The organism is Phenylobacterium zucineum HLK1 (assembly GCF_000017265.1).
In the GTDB taxonomy this organism is placed as follows: Bacteria; Pseudomonadota; Alphaproteobacteria; order Caulobacterales; family Caulobacteraceae; genus Phenylobacterium; species Phenylobacterium zucineum.
The window spans coordinates 3,757,668-3,769,824 of the sequence record NC_011144.1 but is presented as its reverse complement, the minus strand read 5'-3'; the positions used below and the strand labels follow the sequence as shown (position 1 = coordinate 3,769,824).

The 12,157-nt window shown below is 70.1% G+C and carries 14 protein-coding genes; 8 read left to right on the top strand and 6 right to left on the bottom strand.

Annotation, left to right across the window (positions count from 1 at the left end):
- Nucleotides 1–37: 37 nt before the first annotated feature.
- Nucleotides 38–916, top strand: a complete 879-nt coding sequence (locus PHZ_RS18405) for an alpha/beta fold hydrolase (protein ID WP_041374420.1) — start codon at nucleotides 38–40, stop codon at nucleotides 914–916.
- Here PHZ_RS18405 and PHZ_RS18400 read toward each other — a convergent pair.
- Together PHZ_RS18400 and PHZ_RS18395 are read right to left on the bottom strand one after the other, a co-directional pair.
- Nucleotides 906–1,823, bottom strand: a complete 918-nt coding sequence (locus PHZ_RS18400; RefSeq protein ID WP_012523872.1) for a thioesterase family protein — start codon at nucleotides 1,821–1,823, stop codon at nucleotides 906–908. The two genes, PHZ_RS18405 and PHZ_RS18400, sit on opposite strands and share 11 nt — an antisense overlap.
- 52 nt (nucleotides 1,824–1,875) lie before the next feature.
- A complete protein-coding gene (locus PHZ_RS18395) occupies nucleotides 1,876–2,136 on the bottom strand; it encodes a hypothetical protein (RefSeq protein ID WP_041373698.1) in 261 nt (86 codons plus the stop codon).
- A 139-nt stretch (nucleotides 2,137–2,275) separates the two neighbouring features.
- On the opposite strand from PHZ_RS18395, the gene PHZ_RS18390 reads away from it, so the two are divergent.
- The 4 genes from PHZ_RS18390 (at nucleotide 2,276) to PHZ_RS18375 (ending at nucleotide 5,163) form a co-directional block, all read left to right on the top strand.
- Complete coding sequence (locus PHZ_RS18390; protein ID WP_012523871.1) at nucleotides 2,276–3,109, top strand: cytochrome b/b6 domain-containing protein; 834 nt, start codon at nucleotides 2,276–2,278, stop codon at nucleotides 3,107–3,109.
- Nucleotides 3,106–3,870 (top strand): molybdopterin-binding protein, encoded by a 765-nt coding sequence (locus PHZ_RS18385; RefSeq protein ID WP_012523870.1) that lies wholly within the window; start codon nucleotides 3,106–3,108, stop codon nucleotides 3,868–3,870. Before PHZ_RS18390 ends, PHZ_RS18385 begins: the two co-directional genes overlap by 4 nt.
- Nucleotides 3,871–3,932: 62 nt before the next feature.
- Nucleotides 3,933–4,766: a TIGR00266 family protein gene (locus tag PHZ_RS18380; protein ID WP_041373697.1), complete on the top strand. Its 834-nt coding sequence runs from the start codon at nucleotides 3,933–3,935 to the stop codon at nucleotides 4,764–4,766.
- 10 nt (nucleotides 4,767–4,776) lie between these two features.
- A complete protein-coding gene (locus tag PHZ_RS18375) occupies nucleotides 4,777–5,163 on the top strand; it encodes a VOC family protein (RefSeq protein ID WP_012523868.1) in 387 nt (128 codons plus the stop codon).
- Nucleotides 5,164–5,208: 45 nt separating this feature from the next.
- Here the strand turns inward: PHZ_RS18375 and PHZ_RS18370 are convergent, their stop codons facing one another.
- Both PHZ_RS18370 and PHZ_RS18365 read right to left on the bottom strand, forming a co-directional pair.
- Nucleotides 5,209–6,264, bottom strand: coding sequence for a 1,9-bis(guanidino)-5-aza-nonane synthase (locus PHZ_RS18370; protein ID WP_012523867.1), 1,056 nt, complete (start codon nucleotides 6,262–6,264; stop codon nucleotides 5,209–5,211).
- A gap of 104 nt (nucleotides 6,265–6,368) precedes the next feature.
- Nucleotides 6,369–7,640 (bottom strand): type III PLP-dependent enzyme, encoded by a 1,272-nt coding sequence (locus tag PHZ_RS18365; protein ID WP_012523866.1) that lies wholly within the window; start codon nucleotides 7,638–7,640, stop codon nucleotides 6,369–6,371.
- A 434-nt stretch (nucleotides 7,641–8,074) separates the two neighbouring features.
- Between PHZ_RS18365 and phnC the strand changes: the two genes are divergently transcribed.
- From phnC to phnE, 3 genes are read left to right on the top strand one after another with little or no spacing between them, the layout of a single operon-like run.
- Nucleotides 8,075–8,869 carry a phosphonate ABC transporter ATP-binding protein gene (gene phnC / locus PHZ_RS18360; protein ID WP_012523865.1) on the top strand — a complete coding sequence of 265 codons (795 nt, stop codon included), beginning with the start codon at nucleotides 8,075–8,077 and terminating at the stop codon, nucleotides 8,867–8,869.
- Complete coding sequence (phnD, locus tag PHZ_RS18355; protein WP_012523864.1) at nucleotides 8,866–9,879, top strand: phosphate/phosphite/phosphonate ABC transporter substrate-binding protein; 1,014 nt, start codon at nucleotides 8,866–8,868, stop codon at nucleotides 9,877–9,879. Before phnC ends, phnD begins: the two co-directional genes overlap by 4 nt.
- Entirely contained in the window at nucleotides 9,879–10,682 is an 804-nt protein-coding gene (gene phnE / locus PHZ_RS18350) for a phosphonate ABC transporter, permease protein PhnE (RefSeq protein WP_012523863.1), read from the top strand. The genes phnD and phnE overlap by 1 nt, the downstream gene beginning before the upstream one ends.
- A 17-nt stretch (nucleotides 10,683–10,699) precedes the next feature.
- Here phnE and PHZ_RS18345 read toward each other — a convergent pair whose 3' ends face one another.
- A complete protein-coding gene (locus PHZ_RS18345) occupies nucleotides 10,700–11,146 on the bottom strand; it encodes an NUDIX hydrolase (protein WP_012523862.1) in 447 nt (148 codons plus the stop codon).
- Between the two features lies 1 nt (nucleotide 11,147).
- On the bottom strand, nucleotides 11,148–12,149 hold the full coding sequence (locus PHZ_RS18340; RefSeq protein ID WP_041374418.1) for an inorganic phosphate transporter: 1,002 nt from the start codon (nucleotides 12,147–12,149) through the stop codon (nucleotides 11,148–11,150).
- Between the last annotated feature and the right edge of the window lie 8 nt (nucleotides 12,150–12,157).

Below are 12,157 nucleotides of genomic sequence, written 5' to 3'. Positions count from 1 at the left end.
GGCTTCTCCGGACCTGAACAGCGGTTATATGGGTCCGATGCAGGTGATCGACGAGCCCCGCGCGGGGCGCATGCCGCTGCCGGACCGCGGCGGGGAGATGGCGTTCCTGGACTTCGGGCCCAAGGACCGGCCGGTGGACATCGTCTTCTCCCACGCCAACGGCTTCAACGCCCGGACCTACCGGACGATCCTGGCGCCCCTGGCGGACCGGCTCCGGATCCTGGCGATCGACCTGCGCGGGCACGGCGCCTCGACGCTGCCGGCCGATCCCGTCCATCGCGAGGGCTGGAACGAGTTCCGCGACGACCTGCTGGCCTTCCTCGCCGCCGTGGCCGAGGGGCCGGTGACTCTGGCCGGCCACTCCATGGGCGGCACGTCCAGCCTGCTGGCCGCAGCCGCCGAGCCGCAGCGGGCGAAGGCGCTGGTGCTGTTCGACCCGGTGATCTTCTCGCCGGACATGCTGGCCGGCCGCTCGCAGGACAATCCCGACATCGCCGAATCGCCTCTGGTGCAGGGCGCCCTGCGCCGGCGCGCGCGCTTCCCGAGCAAGGCCGCGGCCATGGACGCCTATCTTGGCCGCGGCGCCTTCCGCACCTGGCGGCCGGAACAGCTGGCCGACTACGTGGAGGCGGGCTTCCGCGAGGCGGACGGCGAGGTCGTGCTGGCGTGCACGCCCGAGTGGGAGGCCTCGAACTTCAAGATGCACAACTACGACCCCTGGGCGGCCTTCCGCGCCAGCCGCTGCCCGATCCGCATCCTGAAGGCGGCCGAGGGCTCGACCGCCCGGCTGGAGGGTCACGAGGCCGAGCTCCTGGCGAGCGGCCGGGTCACCATCGAGGTCGAGCCCGGCACGACCCACTTCCTGCCGATGGAGCGCCCCGAGCGGGCGCGCGAGCTGCTGGCGGCTACAGCGTAAGGCCCCTCACGGCCGCCGCCTCGACCCGGGCCAGCTCCTCGTCGGAGAGGGCGACGATCTTGCGGGTGTCGAGGTCGAATGAGACGGCGATCGCCTCGGCGCTGCCCCAGGGCCGGCCCGTCTCCGGGTCCAGCAGCCAGTGCACCAGCCGCCGGAAGCGGGCGTCGCCGCCCGCCGATCCGGATCGAAGCTCCACGCGGTCCCCCGCCCGCGGCCAGTCGTGGTGCACCAGCCGGTACTCCAGCGCCGCCCCGCCGATGCGCCGCTCGTCCCCTGCACCCGGTCGTCGGCCCTCGAAGAAGTGCGGAATGCCGTCCGAGATGCGCGCCATCATCAGCTCGGTCCGCATCCGGCCGAAGACGTCGCAGTCACCCGCGCCGACCGCGCCCAGGGCCGTGCGCTTCAGGCCCAGCGCCTCGGCCCGGGCCAGGCTGGCCGACGTCACCACCGGATCCAGGGAGATCGACTTGGGCGCCGCGGCCGCAGGCACGTCCATCCGCAGCGCCTCCGCCCGGGCGCGCACCCGCTCAGGCCACGGGAAAGGCCGGCCGTCGGCGGCGGTGGCGTGCGCCACCAGCGTCTGGAAGCTGGCCGCCAGCGCCCCGTCCTGATGGTGCATCAGGAGCAGCAGCCGCGCCGTGTCGTCTCCGATCTCCACCACCCCGCCGTTCATGTGCAGCGCCGCGCCGGGATGCGCCTCCTTCAGGAAGCGGATGTGCTGCTCGCGCACGATCAGGGTGGACGGCGTGCGCGGGGCGAAGGCGTGCGGCATCCCCAGCTCGGCGGCCAGACCCGCCAGGGCCTCCATGGACTTGCTCACATAGAAGCCGACGTTCAGGTGGCCCATGTGGTCGCATTCCCACGCGGCCACGCCGCCCCGCCACACTTCCACGCCCTGTCCGCCCAACGCCCGTTCCTCCCCGTTCGCTGGGGAGATTACGGAGCGCCGTGACCGCGGGCTAGCGCCGCTTGCCTTCGGCCGGGTCCGCGCCGGGGCCGAGGCGGCCCTCGTTGGCCGAGGGGGGCACGGTGGAGTCGCCCGCCCCCTGGCGCGGTTCGGGATTGCCGGTGGACTCGAAGCTGCGCGCCTCGCCCTCGATGGCGTCGTCCTGCCGAACGGCGGGATAGCGCTCGGGCCCGCCCTTGTCGTCGGCGGCGTTCAGCGGCTGGGCGGCGTTGTCCTTGCGGCCTTCGCTCTGGATCTTGTCGTCGCCGGCCATGGCGGTCTCCTCTCGTGTCTGGAACGTCGGAGAGGAAAGCCCGGCAGGGGGCTCGCGTTCCGCCCGCCGTGCGTCCGCGCCGGCCTCGCCGCCGTAGGATCGGTGTGGCAGACTCAGCCCCGCGGGAGGAGCAAGCGCGATGGCCGACAAGCCGCGCCAGGGGCGGATGCTGATCCGGCGCCACAGCCTGGCGACCCGGACAACGCACTGGATCAACGTCCTGGCCCTCGGCCTGCTGCTGATGAGCGGGCTGCAGATCTTCAACGCCCATCCGGCCCTCTACTGGGGCCACGCCTCGACCTTCGCCGACCCGTGGCTCTCGATCCGCCTGTACGAGACCGCCGACGGCCCGCGGGGGATCACCACGCTGGGGCAGGCGCGGTTCGACACCACCGGCGTCCTCGGCTGGACCGGCGTTGAGGGCGACCGGCGCAACCAGGCCTTCCCCGGCTGGGCGACCATTCCCAGCTACCGGGATCTGGCGAGCGGCCGGCGCTGGCACTTCTTCTTCGCCTGGCTCTTCGCCATCAACGGCCTGGTCTATCTGGCCTTTGGGCTTCTCGGCGGCCATATCCGCCGCGACCTGCTGCCGACCCGGGCGCAGCTTTCGCCGCGCCACGTCCTGCGCGAGATCGCCGACCATGCGCGGCTGCGGTTTCCGAAGGGCGAGGCGGCGCGGACCTACAACGTGCTGCAGAAGGGCTCGTATCTCGTCGTGGCCCTGGTGCTGCTCCCGCTGATGGTGGTGACCGGCCTCTGCATGTCGCCGGGGTTCAACGCCGCCGTCCCGTGGCTGATCGACCTGTTCGGCGGTCGCCAGGGCGCCCGCAGCGTGCATTTCATCTGCGCCGGCCTGATCGTCCTGTTCGTCGTCGTCCACCTGGCGATGGTCGTGGCCTCGGGGGCCTGGAACAACATCCGGTCGATGATCACCGGCCGCTACGCCGTCGAGCTTCCGGAGGCCCGCCCATGAGCACCCATCGCCGCGGCTGGCTGAAGGGCGCGGGCGCCGCCATGGCCGGTCTGTGGGCCAGCGCCTGCGACCGGCTGAACGAGAACCCAGGCGTCACGCGCGTGCTGGAGAGCGCCGAGGGGCTGACCCTGCGCGCCCAGCGCCTGGTCATGGACCGCAAGGCCCTGGCCCGCGAATTCGCCCCCGCGGACATCTCCGCCGACTTCCGCGCCAACGGCTCGATCGACCCCGACGATCCCGAGTACCTGGCCCAGAAGGCGGGCGGCTTCGCCGGTTACCGCCTGGCGGTGGGCGGCCTCGTGGAGCGGCCGCTGTCGCTGTCGCTGGCCGAGCTGCGGGACCAGCCCGCGCGCACCCAGATCACCCGCCACGACTGCGTGGAGGGCTGGTCGTCGATCGGCAAGTGGACGGGCGCGCGCCTGGGGCCGCTGCTGGACCGCGCCGGGCTGAAGCCCAATGCCCGCTACGTGGTCTTCCACTGCGCCGACAACCTCGGCGGCGGGCCGGGCGGGCGCTACTACGAGAGCATCGATCTGGTCGACGCCTACCACCCGCAGACCATCCTCGCCTACGACATGAACGACGCGCCCCTGCCCGTGCGCCACGGCGCGCCGCTGCGCCTGCGGGTCGAGCGCCAGCTCGGCTACAAGCACGCCAAGTACGTCATGCGCATCGAGGTCGTGGAGGACTTCGCCCACATCGGCGGCGGCCAGGGCGGGTTCTGGGAGGACCGCGGCTATGCGTGGTACGCGGGGATCTGAGGCGTAGGCCACGACCCCGCGCCTCGCTAGAGTGCGCGCCTGACCTTCGGAGTTTGGAGCCCATGTCGCAGAGCCCCTGGAGCCATCACCGCAACCCCAACGTCGCTGACGACGTCGATTTCGAGATCAAGGGCCAGGAGCTGCAGTTCGTCGAGATCGAGCTCGATCCCGGCGAGAGCGCCGTGGCCGAGGCCGGGGCGCTGGTCTGGAAGGACGCCAGCGTCGAGATGACCACGGTGTTCGGCGACGGCTCGGGCGGCCAGGGCGGCGGCTTCATGGGCAAGCTGCTGGGCGCCGGCAAGCGCCTGATCACCGGCGAGAGCCTGTTCACCACGGTCTTCACGCACCAGGGCCAGGGCAAGGCCCGGGTGGCGTTCGCCTCGCCCACGCCGGGCGCGATCCTGCCGCTGAACCTCGCCGAGGTCGGCGGGACGCTGATCTGCCAGAAGGACAGCTTCCTCGCCGCCGCCCGGGGCGTCTCGATCGGCGTGCAGTTCCAGCGGCGCGTGATGACCGGCCTGTTCGGCGGCGAGGGCTTCATCATGCAGCGCCTGGAGGGCGACGGCTGGGTGTTCGTTCAGATGGGCGGCACGGTGGTCGAGCGCGAGCTCGCCGCCGGCCAGGAGATCCACGTCGATACCGGGTGCCTGGCCGCCTACACGCCCTCGGTGGACTTCGACCTCGTCATGGCGGGCGGGGTGAAGAGCGTCTTCTTCGGCGGCGAAGGGCTGTTCTTCGCCAGGCTCCGCGGGCCGGGCAAGGTCTGGGTGCAGTCGCTGCCGTTCTCCAGGCTCGCGGGCCGGATGATGGCCGCGGCGGGCGGCTACGGCGGTCAGAACCGCGGCGAGGGCTCGGTCCTGGGCGGCTTCGGCGACCTGATCGGCGGCAACAGATAGGGAGGCTGCGATGCTGGGGGGCGAGCGACCGGTCGGCTTCATCGCCACGACCGACTACGAGCGGGCCCGGGCGTTCTACGTCGGCGTGCTGGGCCTGGAGTTCGTGCGGCAGGACGACTACGCGCTCGTCGTCCGCTCCGGCGGGGTCACCGTGCGGATCACCCGCCTGCCCGAGGTGCATCCGCCCCGGAACACCGTCTTCGGCTGGGAGGTCGCCGACGTGCGCGAGGTCGCCGCCGCGCTCGCGGACCGTGGCGTGACGTTCGAACGCTACGACTTCCTGGGGGCGGACCAGGGGGCCGACGGAATCTGGACCGTGCCCGGCGGGGCGGCCCAGGTCGCCTGGTTCAAGGACCCCGACGGCAACCTGCTCTCGATCTCTTCCGCCGGGGGCTGAGTCCCAGGAAAAAGGCCCCGGATCGCTCCGGGGCCTTCATCGTCGCTACTTCTGGAAGAGGTCGTTCCAGCGGCGGCGCTGGCGGGTCTTCCAGGCGCCCAGGTGCCAGGCGTTGGAGGCGATCAGCGGCACCACGGTGGTGGCTTCCGCGAACACCATCTGCTCCCAGGTCACGTCCACCTTGCCCCAGGAGCAGGCCTCCTTGAGGGTCGAGGACGAGCAGGCGCCGTCACGCACGTCGGCCACTGTGATCTGGATGGCGTATTTGTGCATGTCGACCTCGTGGCCGAGGATCTCGGCGCAGACCACGGTGTCCTGCGCGAAGTTCTTCGGCACGCCGCCGCCGACCATGAACAGGCCCGTGGCGCCGGCCTTCAGCTTGATCTCGGTCAGCTCGCGGAAGTCGGCCACCGCGTCGATGGTGAGGTAGGGCTTGCCCGCCTTCATCCGCTCGACCTGGTGCTTGACGAGGCCAAAGCCGGCCGAGGAGTCCACAAACGCCGGGCAGAAGATCGGCACGCCCTCGCGGTAGGCCACCTCGATCAGGCTGTCGGGCTTCTTGGCGTTACCGGCCGCCAGCCACTTGCCCATCTCGTAGATGAACTCGCGGCTGGAATAGGGGCGCGGCTCGAGCGCGTTGGCGATCTCGTAGATCGTCGCGTCGCACGCCTGCAGCTCTTCCTCGTCGATGTAGGTGTCGTAGATCCGGTCGATGTAGAGGTCGCGCAGGTCGCGGTCGTCGACGTTGGACTGGGCCTGGTAGTGCTTGAAGCCGAGGGCCTCGAAGAAATCCATGTCGACGATCGAGGCGCCGGTCGCGACGATCGCATCGATCATCCCGAACTTCACCATGTCACGGTAGATGTGCATGCAGCCGCCGGCCGAGGTCGAGCCCGCCAGCGTCAGCCAGGTGGAGCAGTCGGCGTCCTCCAGGCTCATCTGCCAGATGTCGGCCGCACGGGCCGTGTCGCGGCTCGTGAAGCTCATCTTGCGCATGGAATCGATGATCGGCCGGGCGTCGTACTGGTCGATCGCCACGTGCTCGACGGTGTTGGCCAGCAGCTCGGCCTTGCGGTTCGTGTTCTGAACGGGAGCGTTCATCGTCGGAAGTTCCCTTCTGAAGGTGATCGCCCGTCGTGAAAACGAAAGGCGCGACCGGGACGGAGCGACCGGCCGCGCCTATAACACTTCAAGCCCGCGGGTTGTTACCGCTTGCGGCCCCTCTTGCCGGCCGCGCCCTTGGGACGCGACAGGCGCACGACCTTGCGCTCGTCCTCCTGGCGCTCGCGCGGCAGGCGGATGGAGCGGCCGGCCAGGCCGAACATGGAGGCCATCGGCGCGTCCCCAACGGCGACCGTCTCGGCGTCGCCGAAGCCGTTGAAGCGGGTGCTCATGGCGATCCCGTAGGCGCCCAGCATGCCGATCTCGACGTAGTCGCCCTCGCGGATGTCCTCGGGCAGCCAGAAAGGACCGGGCATGTGGTCGATGGAATCGCAGGTCGGACCATAGAAGCGGTACGGCTTCAGCGGGCCTTCCACCTCGTGCGCCGCCTCGCCCTCGCCCCGGTACAGCTTGACCGGGAAGGGCCACTTCATGTGCGCGGCGTCGAACAGCGAGCCGTAGCTGCCGTCGTTGAGGTAAAGGGCGTCGCCCTTGCGCAGCTCGACCTTGGTGAGCAGCGAGGTCGCCTCGGCCACCAGCCCGCGGCCGGGCTCGGCCCACAGCTCGGTGTCCTCGTGCACGCTCATCTCGGCGAAGCCGCGGTGGATCGAGTCCGTGTAGTCGGCCATGTCGGGCGGCATCATGCCCGGGTAGACCGACGGGAACCCGCCGCCCACGTCCACGACATCGACCAGGACGCCGGCGCGCACGATGGCGCGGTTCGCCTGGGCCATGGCGGCCTGGTAGGCCGTCGGCCGCATGCACTGGCTGCCCACGTGGAACGACACGCCCATGCGGTCCTGGGTCGCCCGGCGGGCGGCCAGCAGGAGCGAGGGGGCTTCCCACGCATCGACCCCGAACTTGCCGGCCAGCGAGTAGGACGCGCCTTCCGCCGACACGCCCAGGCGGACGATCAGCGACAGGTCGTCGGCCCCGCCGGTGGCCTCGAGGATCTTCTGCAGCTCCTCATGGGTGTCGAGGGCGAAGGTCTTCACGCCGTGGTCGAAGTAGGCCTGGGCGATCGCACGCCGGCTCTTCACCGGATGCATGAACGCCATCCGGGCGCCCGGCGCATGCGCCGACACCAGCTCGATCTCGGGGACCGAGGCCACATCGAACGAGTTCACGCCGCTCTTCACCAGGGTCTCGATGACCCACGGCGAAGGGTTCGCCTTCACAGCGTAGAAAACGTCGCCTTGAAAATTGTCCTGGAACCAGCGCGCCGCTACGGCCACCGCGTCCGGTCGCGCAAGTGCGACAGGACGTTCCGGGGACCGCTCGCGGACCAGGTCCAGGGGCGTATGGTACGTGTGCACCTCACGCAACCCCCAACGGATTGTTGAACCCAGACCGGCGTTAGCAGCGCTTGTTAGGACATCGGGTCCGCCGGAAGCCGCGCAAATAGGGTCTCCCGACCGCGATGTAAAGGGACAAGATCCTGCGACGTCCCGTCACTATACCGAACATCGGTATTTAACCCTGGCGGTGTGTCGCCGCGGGGACAGTATTCTCAAGGAGAAAACGGCGCCCCCGCAGGTCGTTCGGGGAGGGGCCGCCGCCCGTCGGGCGCGTTCTGCTGGCCCCGCACGCCAGAGTTTCATGGCGAGTTCCATCCGGACGCCTGCGGCGCCTTCACGCGCGCCGGCATCTGGACCCGGGCCACGGCGGCGTGCCATGTAGCCCCCCGCAGGACGGCCTTCACCGCCCACGCCCTGCCTGATCGTGCCTGACCGGGAAAGCGCCGCCCCCCATGTCCGACGCCGCCGTTCTGTCCGTACGGAACGCCTCCAAGACCTTCGGCTCGCGCCGGGCCCTCGACGCGGTGTCGCTCGAGGTCCGCAAGGGCGAGATGATCGCGCTGATCGGGCCGTCGGGCTCGGGCAAGTCCACTCTGCTGCGCTCGATCAGCGCGCTGCAGACCATCGACGCGGGCGAGGGCCGTATCGAGGCCTTCGGCGCGCCGGTGCAGGAGAACGGCCGGATCGGCTCGGGCGTGCGCAAGGCGCGCACCCGCATCGGCATGATCTTCCAGCAGTTCAATCTGGTCGGACGGCTGTCGCTGTTCACCAACGTCGCCCTGGGTTCGCTGGGGCGGATCCCGATGTGGCGCGGCGTGCTGGGCCTGTGGCCGGCCGAGACCAAGCACGCCGTGATGGCCTCGCTGCAGCGCGTCGGGGTGTCCGACTACGCCGCCCAGCGGGCCAATACGCTGTCGGGCGGCCAGCAGCAGCGCGGCGCCATCGCCCGCGCGCTGGTCCAGAAGGCCAAGGTGATCCTCGCCGACGAGCCGGTCGCCAGCCTCGACCCGGTCTCGGCCCGCCGGGTGATGGAGATCCTCAAGGAACTCAACGCGACGGACGGCCTCACCGTCGTCGTGACCCTGCACCAGGTGGACTACGCCCTGCGCTACTGCGAGCGGGTGGTCGCCCTGAAAGCGGGCAAGATCGTCTACGATGGCCCGGCCGAGGGCCTGCGCCGCGAACAGCTCATCGACATCTACGGGCCCGAGTTCGAGGACGTCTTCTGGGAAGGAGCGCCCCAATGATCCGCCGCCGCATCCTGGGCCTGGCCCTGATCGCCGCCACCCTCGGCCTCGCCGCCTGCGGCGACGGCGGGGAGACGGCCGCCTCGGGCGGGACGCCCAAGGAGCTGAACTTCGCCATCACCCCCGCCGAGGGGCAGCAGTCGATGCAGCCCCTGTGGCAGCCGCTGCTGGACGACATGTCCCGGCAGATCGGCGTGAAGGTGAAGCCCTACTTCATCTCGAACTACACCTCGATGATCGAAGCCATGCGCTTCAACCAGGCGCAGGTCGGCTGGTTCTCGGCCCTGCCGGCGCTGGAGGCCACCCGCCGGGCCGACGGCGAGGTGATCGGCCGCGTGGTCGACGCCAGCGGCGAGGGCTCGTACCAGTCGGTGCTGATCGTCCGGAAGGGCAGCGGCGTCACCCTCGAGGACGTGCTGAAGTGCGACCGCACCCTGGCGCTGGGCATCGGCGACGCCAAGTCCACCACGGGCACGCTGGCGCCGAAGGCCTACCTCTTCACGCCCAACAACATCGACCCGGCCAAGTGCTTCAAGGCGGTCCGCGCCGCCAACCACCAGTCGAACTTCATGGCCGTGGCCAACGGCCTGACGGACGTGGCGACCAACAACACCATCGGCCTGCAGTTCTACGAGCGCGACAATCCCGAGCTGTTCCAGCGGATCGAGATCATCTGGCGCTCGCCGCCGATCCCGGAATCCTCGATCCTGGTGCGCAAGGACCTCGATCCGGCGGTGAAGGAGAAGATCCGCCAGTTCTTCCTGACCTACGGCACGGGAACCGACGAGGTCGCCGAGAAGCAGCGCAAGGTCCTGGAGGGCCTGAAGTACGGCGGCTTCCGTCCGGCCGACAATTCCTACCTCGACCCGATCCGCGAGATGGAGGCCGCCGAGGCGCTGGCCGACGCCCGCCGCTCGGGCGACGCCGGCCGCATCCGCAAGGCGCAGGCCGAGTTCGACAAGGTGCGGGCCGACGCGGCCCAGAAGCGCGCCCGGGAGCCCGCCGTCTGATGAGCCACGCCGCCGCGGACGTTCCCGCGCCCCCGACCCGCACGCTGATGCAGCGCGGCCCCGACTTCCTGGTCTGGGGCGGCGTCATCCTGCTGCTGCTGATCAGCTTCGGCCCGGTCGAGATGAGCAACTTCTCGAAGCTGTTCACCAACTCCGAGAACATGCGCCAGTTCGGCCGCGAGTTCCTGCGGCCCGACTTCACCGACTGGAAGCTCTACGTCTCGAAGATGTGGCTGACGGTCCAGATCGCCATCTGGGGCACGGTGCTGGCGGTGGTCCTGGCGATCCCCTTCGGCCTGGCCTGCGCGCGCAACGTCTCGCCGATCTGGCTGCAGCAGCCGATGCGCCTCCTGATGAACCTGCTGCGCTCGGTCCCGGACCTGGTGCTGGGCACGCTGTTCCTGGTGGCCGTGGGCCTTGGCCCCTTCGCCGGCGTCATGGCGCTGACCGTCAACACCGGCGCGGTGCTCGCCAAGCTGTTCTCCGAGGCGGTCGAGGCGATCGACAAGGGCCCGGTCGAAGGCGTGCGCGCCACGGGCGCGACGCCGCTGCAGGAGGTCATCTGGGGCATCATCCCGCAGGTGGCGCCGCTGTGGACCAGCTACGCCCTCTACCGCTTCGAATCGAACTCGCGGTCGGCCACCGTGCTGGGCCTGATCGGCGCCGGCGGCATCGGTCAGCTGCTGTTCGACGCCCTGAACGGCTTCGCCTACGCCCAGCTCGCGGCGATCATCGTGGTGATCATCGTGGCGGTCAGCCTGATCGACCTGCTCTCGCAGGCGATGCGCAGCCGGCTGCTCTAGGGGGCTCTAGCGGGCTTCTAGGGCTGGAAGGCGGCGAGGAGCTTCTTCAGCTCCTTCTCGTCCACCAGCTCGGCGGCCTCGGCAGGGCTCGTCCAGCGGCGCTCGCGCTCGGCCATCTCGGGCCATTCGTCCCGCACCTCGGCCACCTCCAGGCCGTAGACGAACACCCGCACGTGCTGGGTGCGGCCGCTGCGCAGGCGCTTGTCGTAGTGGTAGAGCCCGATCGCCTTGCCGCGGGTGCGGCCGGTGACGCCGGCCTCCTCGAAGGCCTCCTGGGCGGCCGAGGCGTCGGGCTTCAGCTTCTTGATCGGCCAGCCTTTGGGAATCACCCACCGGCGGGTCTCGCGCGAGGTGATCAGCATCACCTCCACCGCCTCGCCGGTCCGCCGCCACGGCAGGGCCGCGTACTGCGTCTTGGGCTCGCGATCGGGTTCGGGCCGCAGCCGGTCCTTGTCCTTGGCCATCCTAGCTGAACGCCCGATCGAGGAGACGGGCCGCCCAGTAGAACAGCGCCCCGGTCAGGCCGGCCATGGGGATCGTCACGACCCAGGCCCAGACGATGCTCTTGGCCACGCCCCAGCGCACGGCCGACATGCGCCGGGCCGCGCCGACGCCGACGATCGAGCCGGTGATGGTGTGGGTGGTGGAAACCGGGATGCCCAGGTTGGTGAAGAAGAACAGGGCGATGGCGCCGCCGGTCTCGGCGCAGAAGCCCTGCTGGGGCGTAAGGCGGGTGATCCGCGATCCCATCGTGTGCACGATCCGCCAGCCGCCGAAGAGGGTGCCAAGGCCCAGCGCCGCCTGGCAGGTGATGACCACCCAGAAGGGGACGTGGAACTCCGCCCCCAGGTGGCCGTGGGAGTAGAGCAGCACGGCGATGATGCCCATGGTCTTCTGGGCGTCGTTGCCCCCGTGGCCCAGCGAGAACAGGGCGGCCGAGACGAACTGCAGCTTGCGGAAGACGCTGTCCGCCAGCGGCGGGGTGGCCTTCACGAAGGCCCAGGAGGCCAGCAGCACCAGGACGAGGGCCAGGCTGAAGCCCAGGGCGGGCGAGATGACGATGCCCGAGACGGTCTTCCACACCCCCGCCCAGACGATCGGGTCGAGCCCCGCCTTGGCGATGCCCGCGCCCAGCAGGCCGCCGATCAGGGCGTGCGAGCTGGAGGAAGGGATGCCGATCAGCCAGGTGAACACGTTCCAGAAGATCGCCCCGCCCAGCGCTCCGAAGATCACCGCGTCCGAGATCACGTCGGGGGCGATGATCCCCTTGCCGATGGTGTTGGCCACGTGCAGGCCGAAGAACAGGAAGGCGATGAAGTTGAAGAACGCCGCCCAGATCACCGCCCAGCGGGCCGGCAGCACCCGCGTCGAGACGATGGTGGCGATCGAGTTGGCCGCGTCGTGCAGGCCGTTCAGGAAGTCGAATAGGAGCGCGACCCCGATCAGGAAGATCAGGATGAGGCTCATGCCGCCGA

Excerpts from the sequence above, each read along its gene's own strand:
- PHZ_RS18405 (WP_041374420.1), top strand. The coding sequence starts at position 38 with ATGCAGGTGATCGACGAGCCCCGCGCGGGGCGCATGCCGCTGCCGGAC.
- PHZ_RS18395 (WP_041373698.1), bottom strand. The coding sequence starts at position 2,136 with ATGGCCGGCGACGACAAGATCCAGAGCGAAGGCCGCAAGGACAACGCC.
- PHZ_RS18390 (WP_012523871.1), top strand. The coding sequence starts at position 2,276 with ATGGCCGACAAGCCGCGCCAGGGGCGGATGCTGATCCGGCGCCACAGC.
- PHZ_RS18385 (WP_012523870.1), top strand. The coding sequence starts at position 3,106 with ATGAGCACCCATCGCCGCGGCTGGCTGAAGGGCGCGGGCGCCGCCATG.
- PHZ_RS18380 (WP_041373697.1), top strand. The coding sequence starts at position 3,933 with ATGTCGCAGAGCCCCTGGAGCCATCACCGCAACCCCAACGTCGCTGAC.
- PHZ_RS18375 (WP_012523868.1), top strand. The coding sequence starts at position 4,777 with ATGCTGGGGGGCGAGCGACCGGTCGGCTTCATCGCCACGACCGACTAC.
- PHZ_RS18370 (WP_012523867.1), bottom strand. The coding sequence starts at position 6,264 with ATGAACGCTCCCGTTCAGAACACGAACCGCAAGGCCGAGCTGCTGGCC.
- phnC (WP_012523865.1), top strand. The coding sequence starts at position 8,075 with ATGTCCGACGCCGCCGTTCTGTCCGTACGGAACGCCTCCAAGACCTTC.
- phnD (WP_012523864.1), top strand. The coding sequence starts at position 8,866 with ATGATCCGCCGCCGCATCCTGGGCCTGGCCCTGATCGCCGCCACCCTC.
- phnE (WP_012523863.1), top strand. The coding sequence starts at position 9,879 with ATGAGCCACGCCGCCGCGGACGTTCCCGCGCCCCCGACCCGCACGCTG.
- PHZ_RS18345 (WP_012523862.1), bottom strand. The coding sequence starts at position 11,146 with ATGGCCAAGGACAAGGACCGGCTGCGGCCCGAACCCGATCGCGAGCCC.
- PHZ_RS18340 (WP_041374418.1), bottom strand. The coding sequence starts at position 12,149 with ATGAGCCTCATCCTGATCTTCCTGATCGGGGTCGCGCTCCTATTCGAC.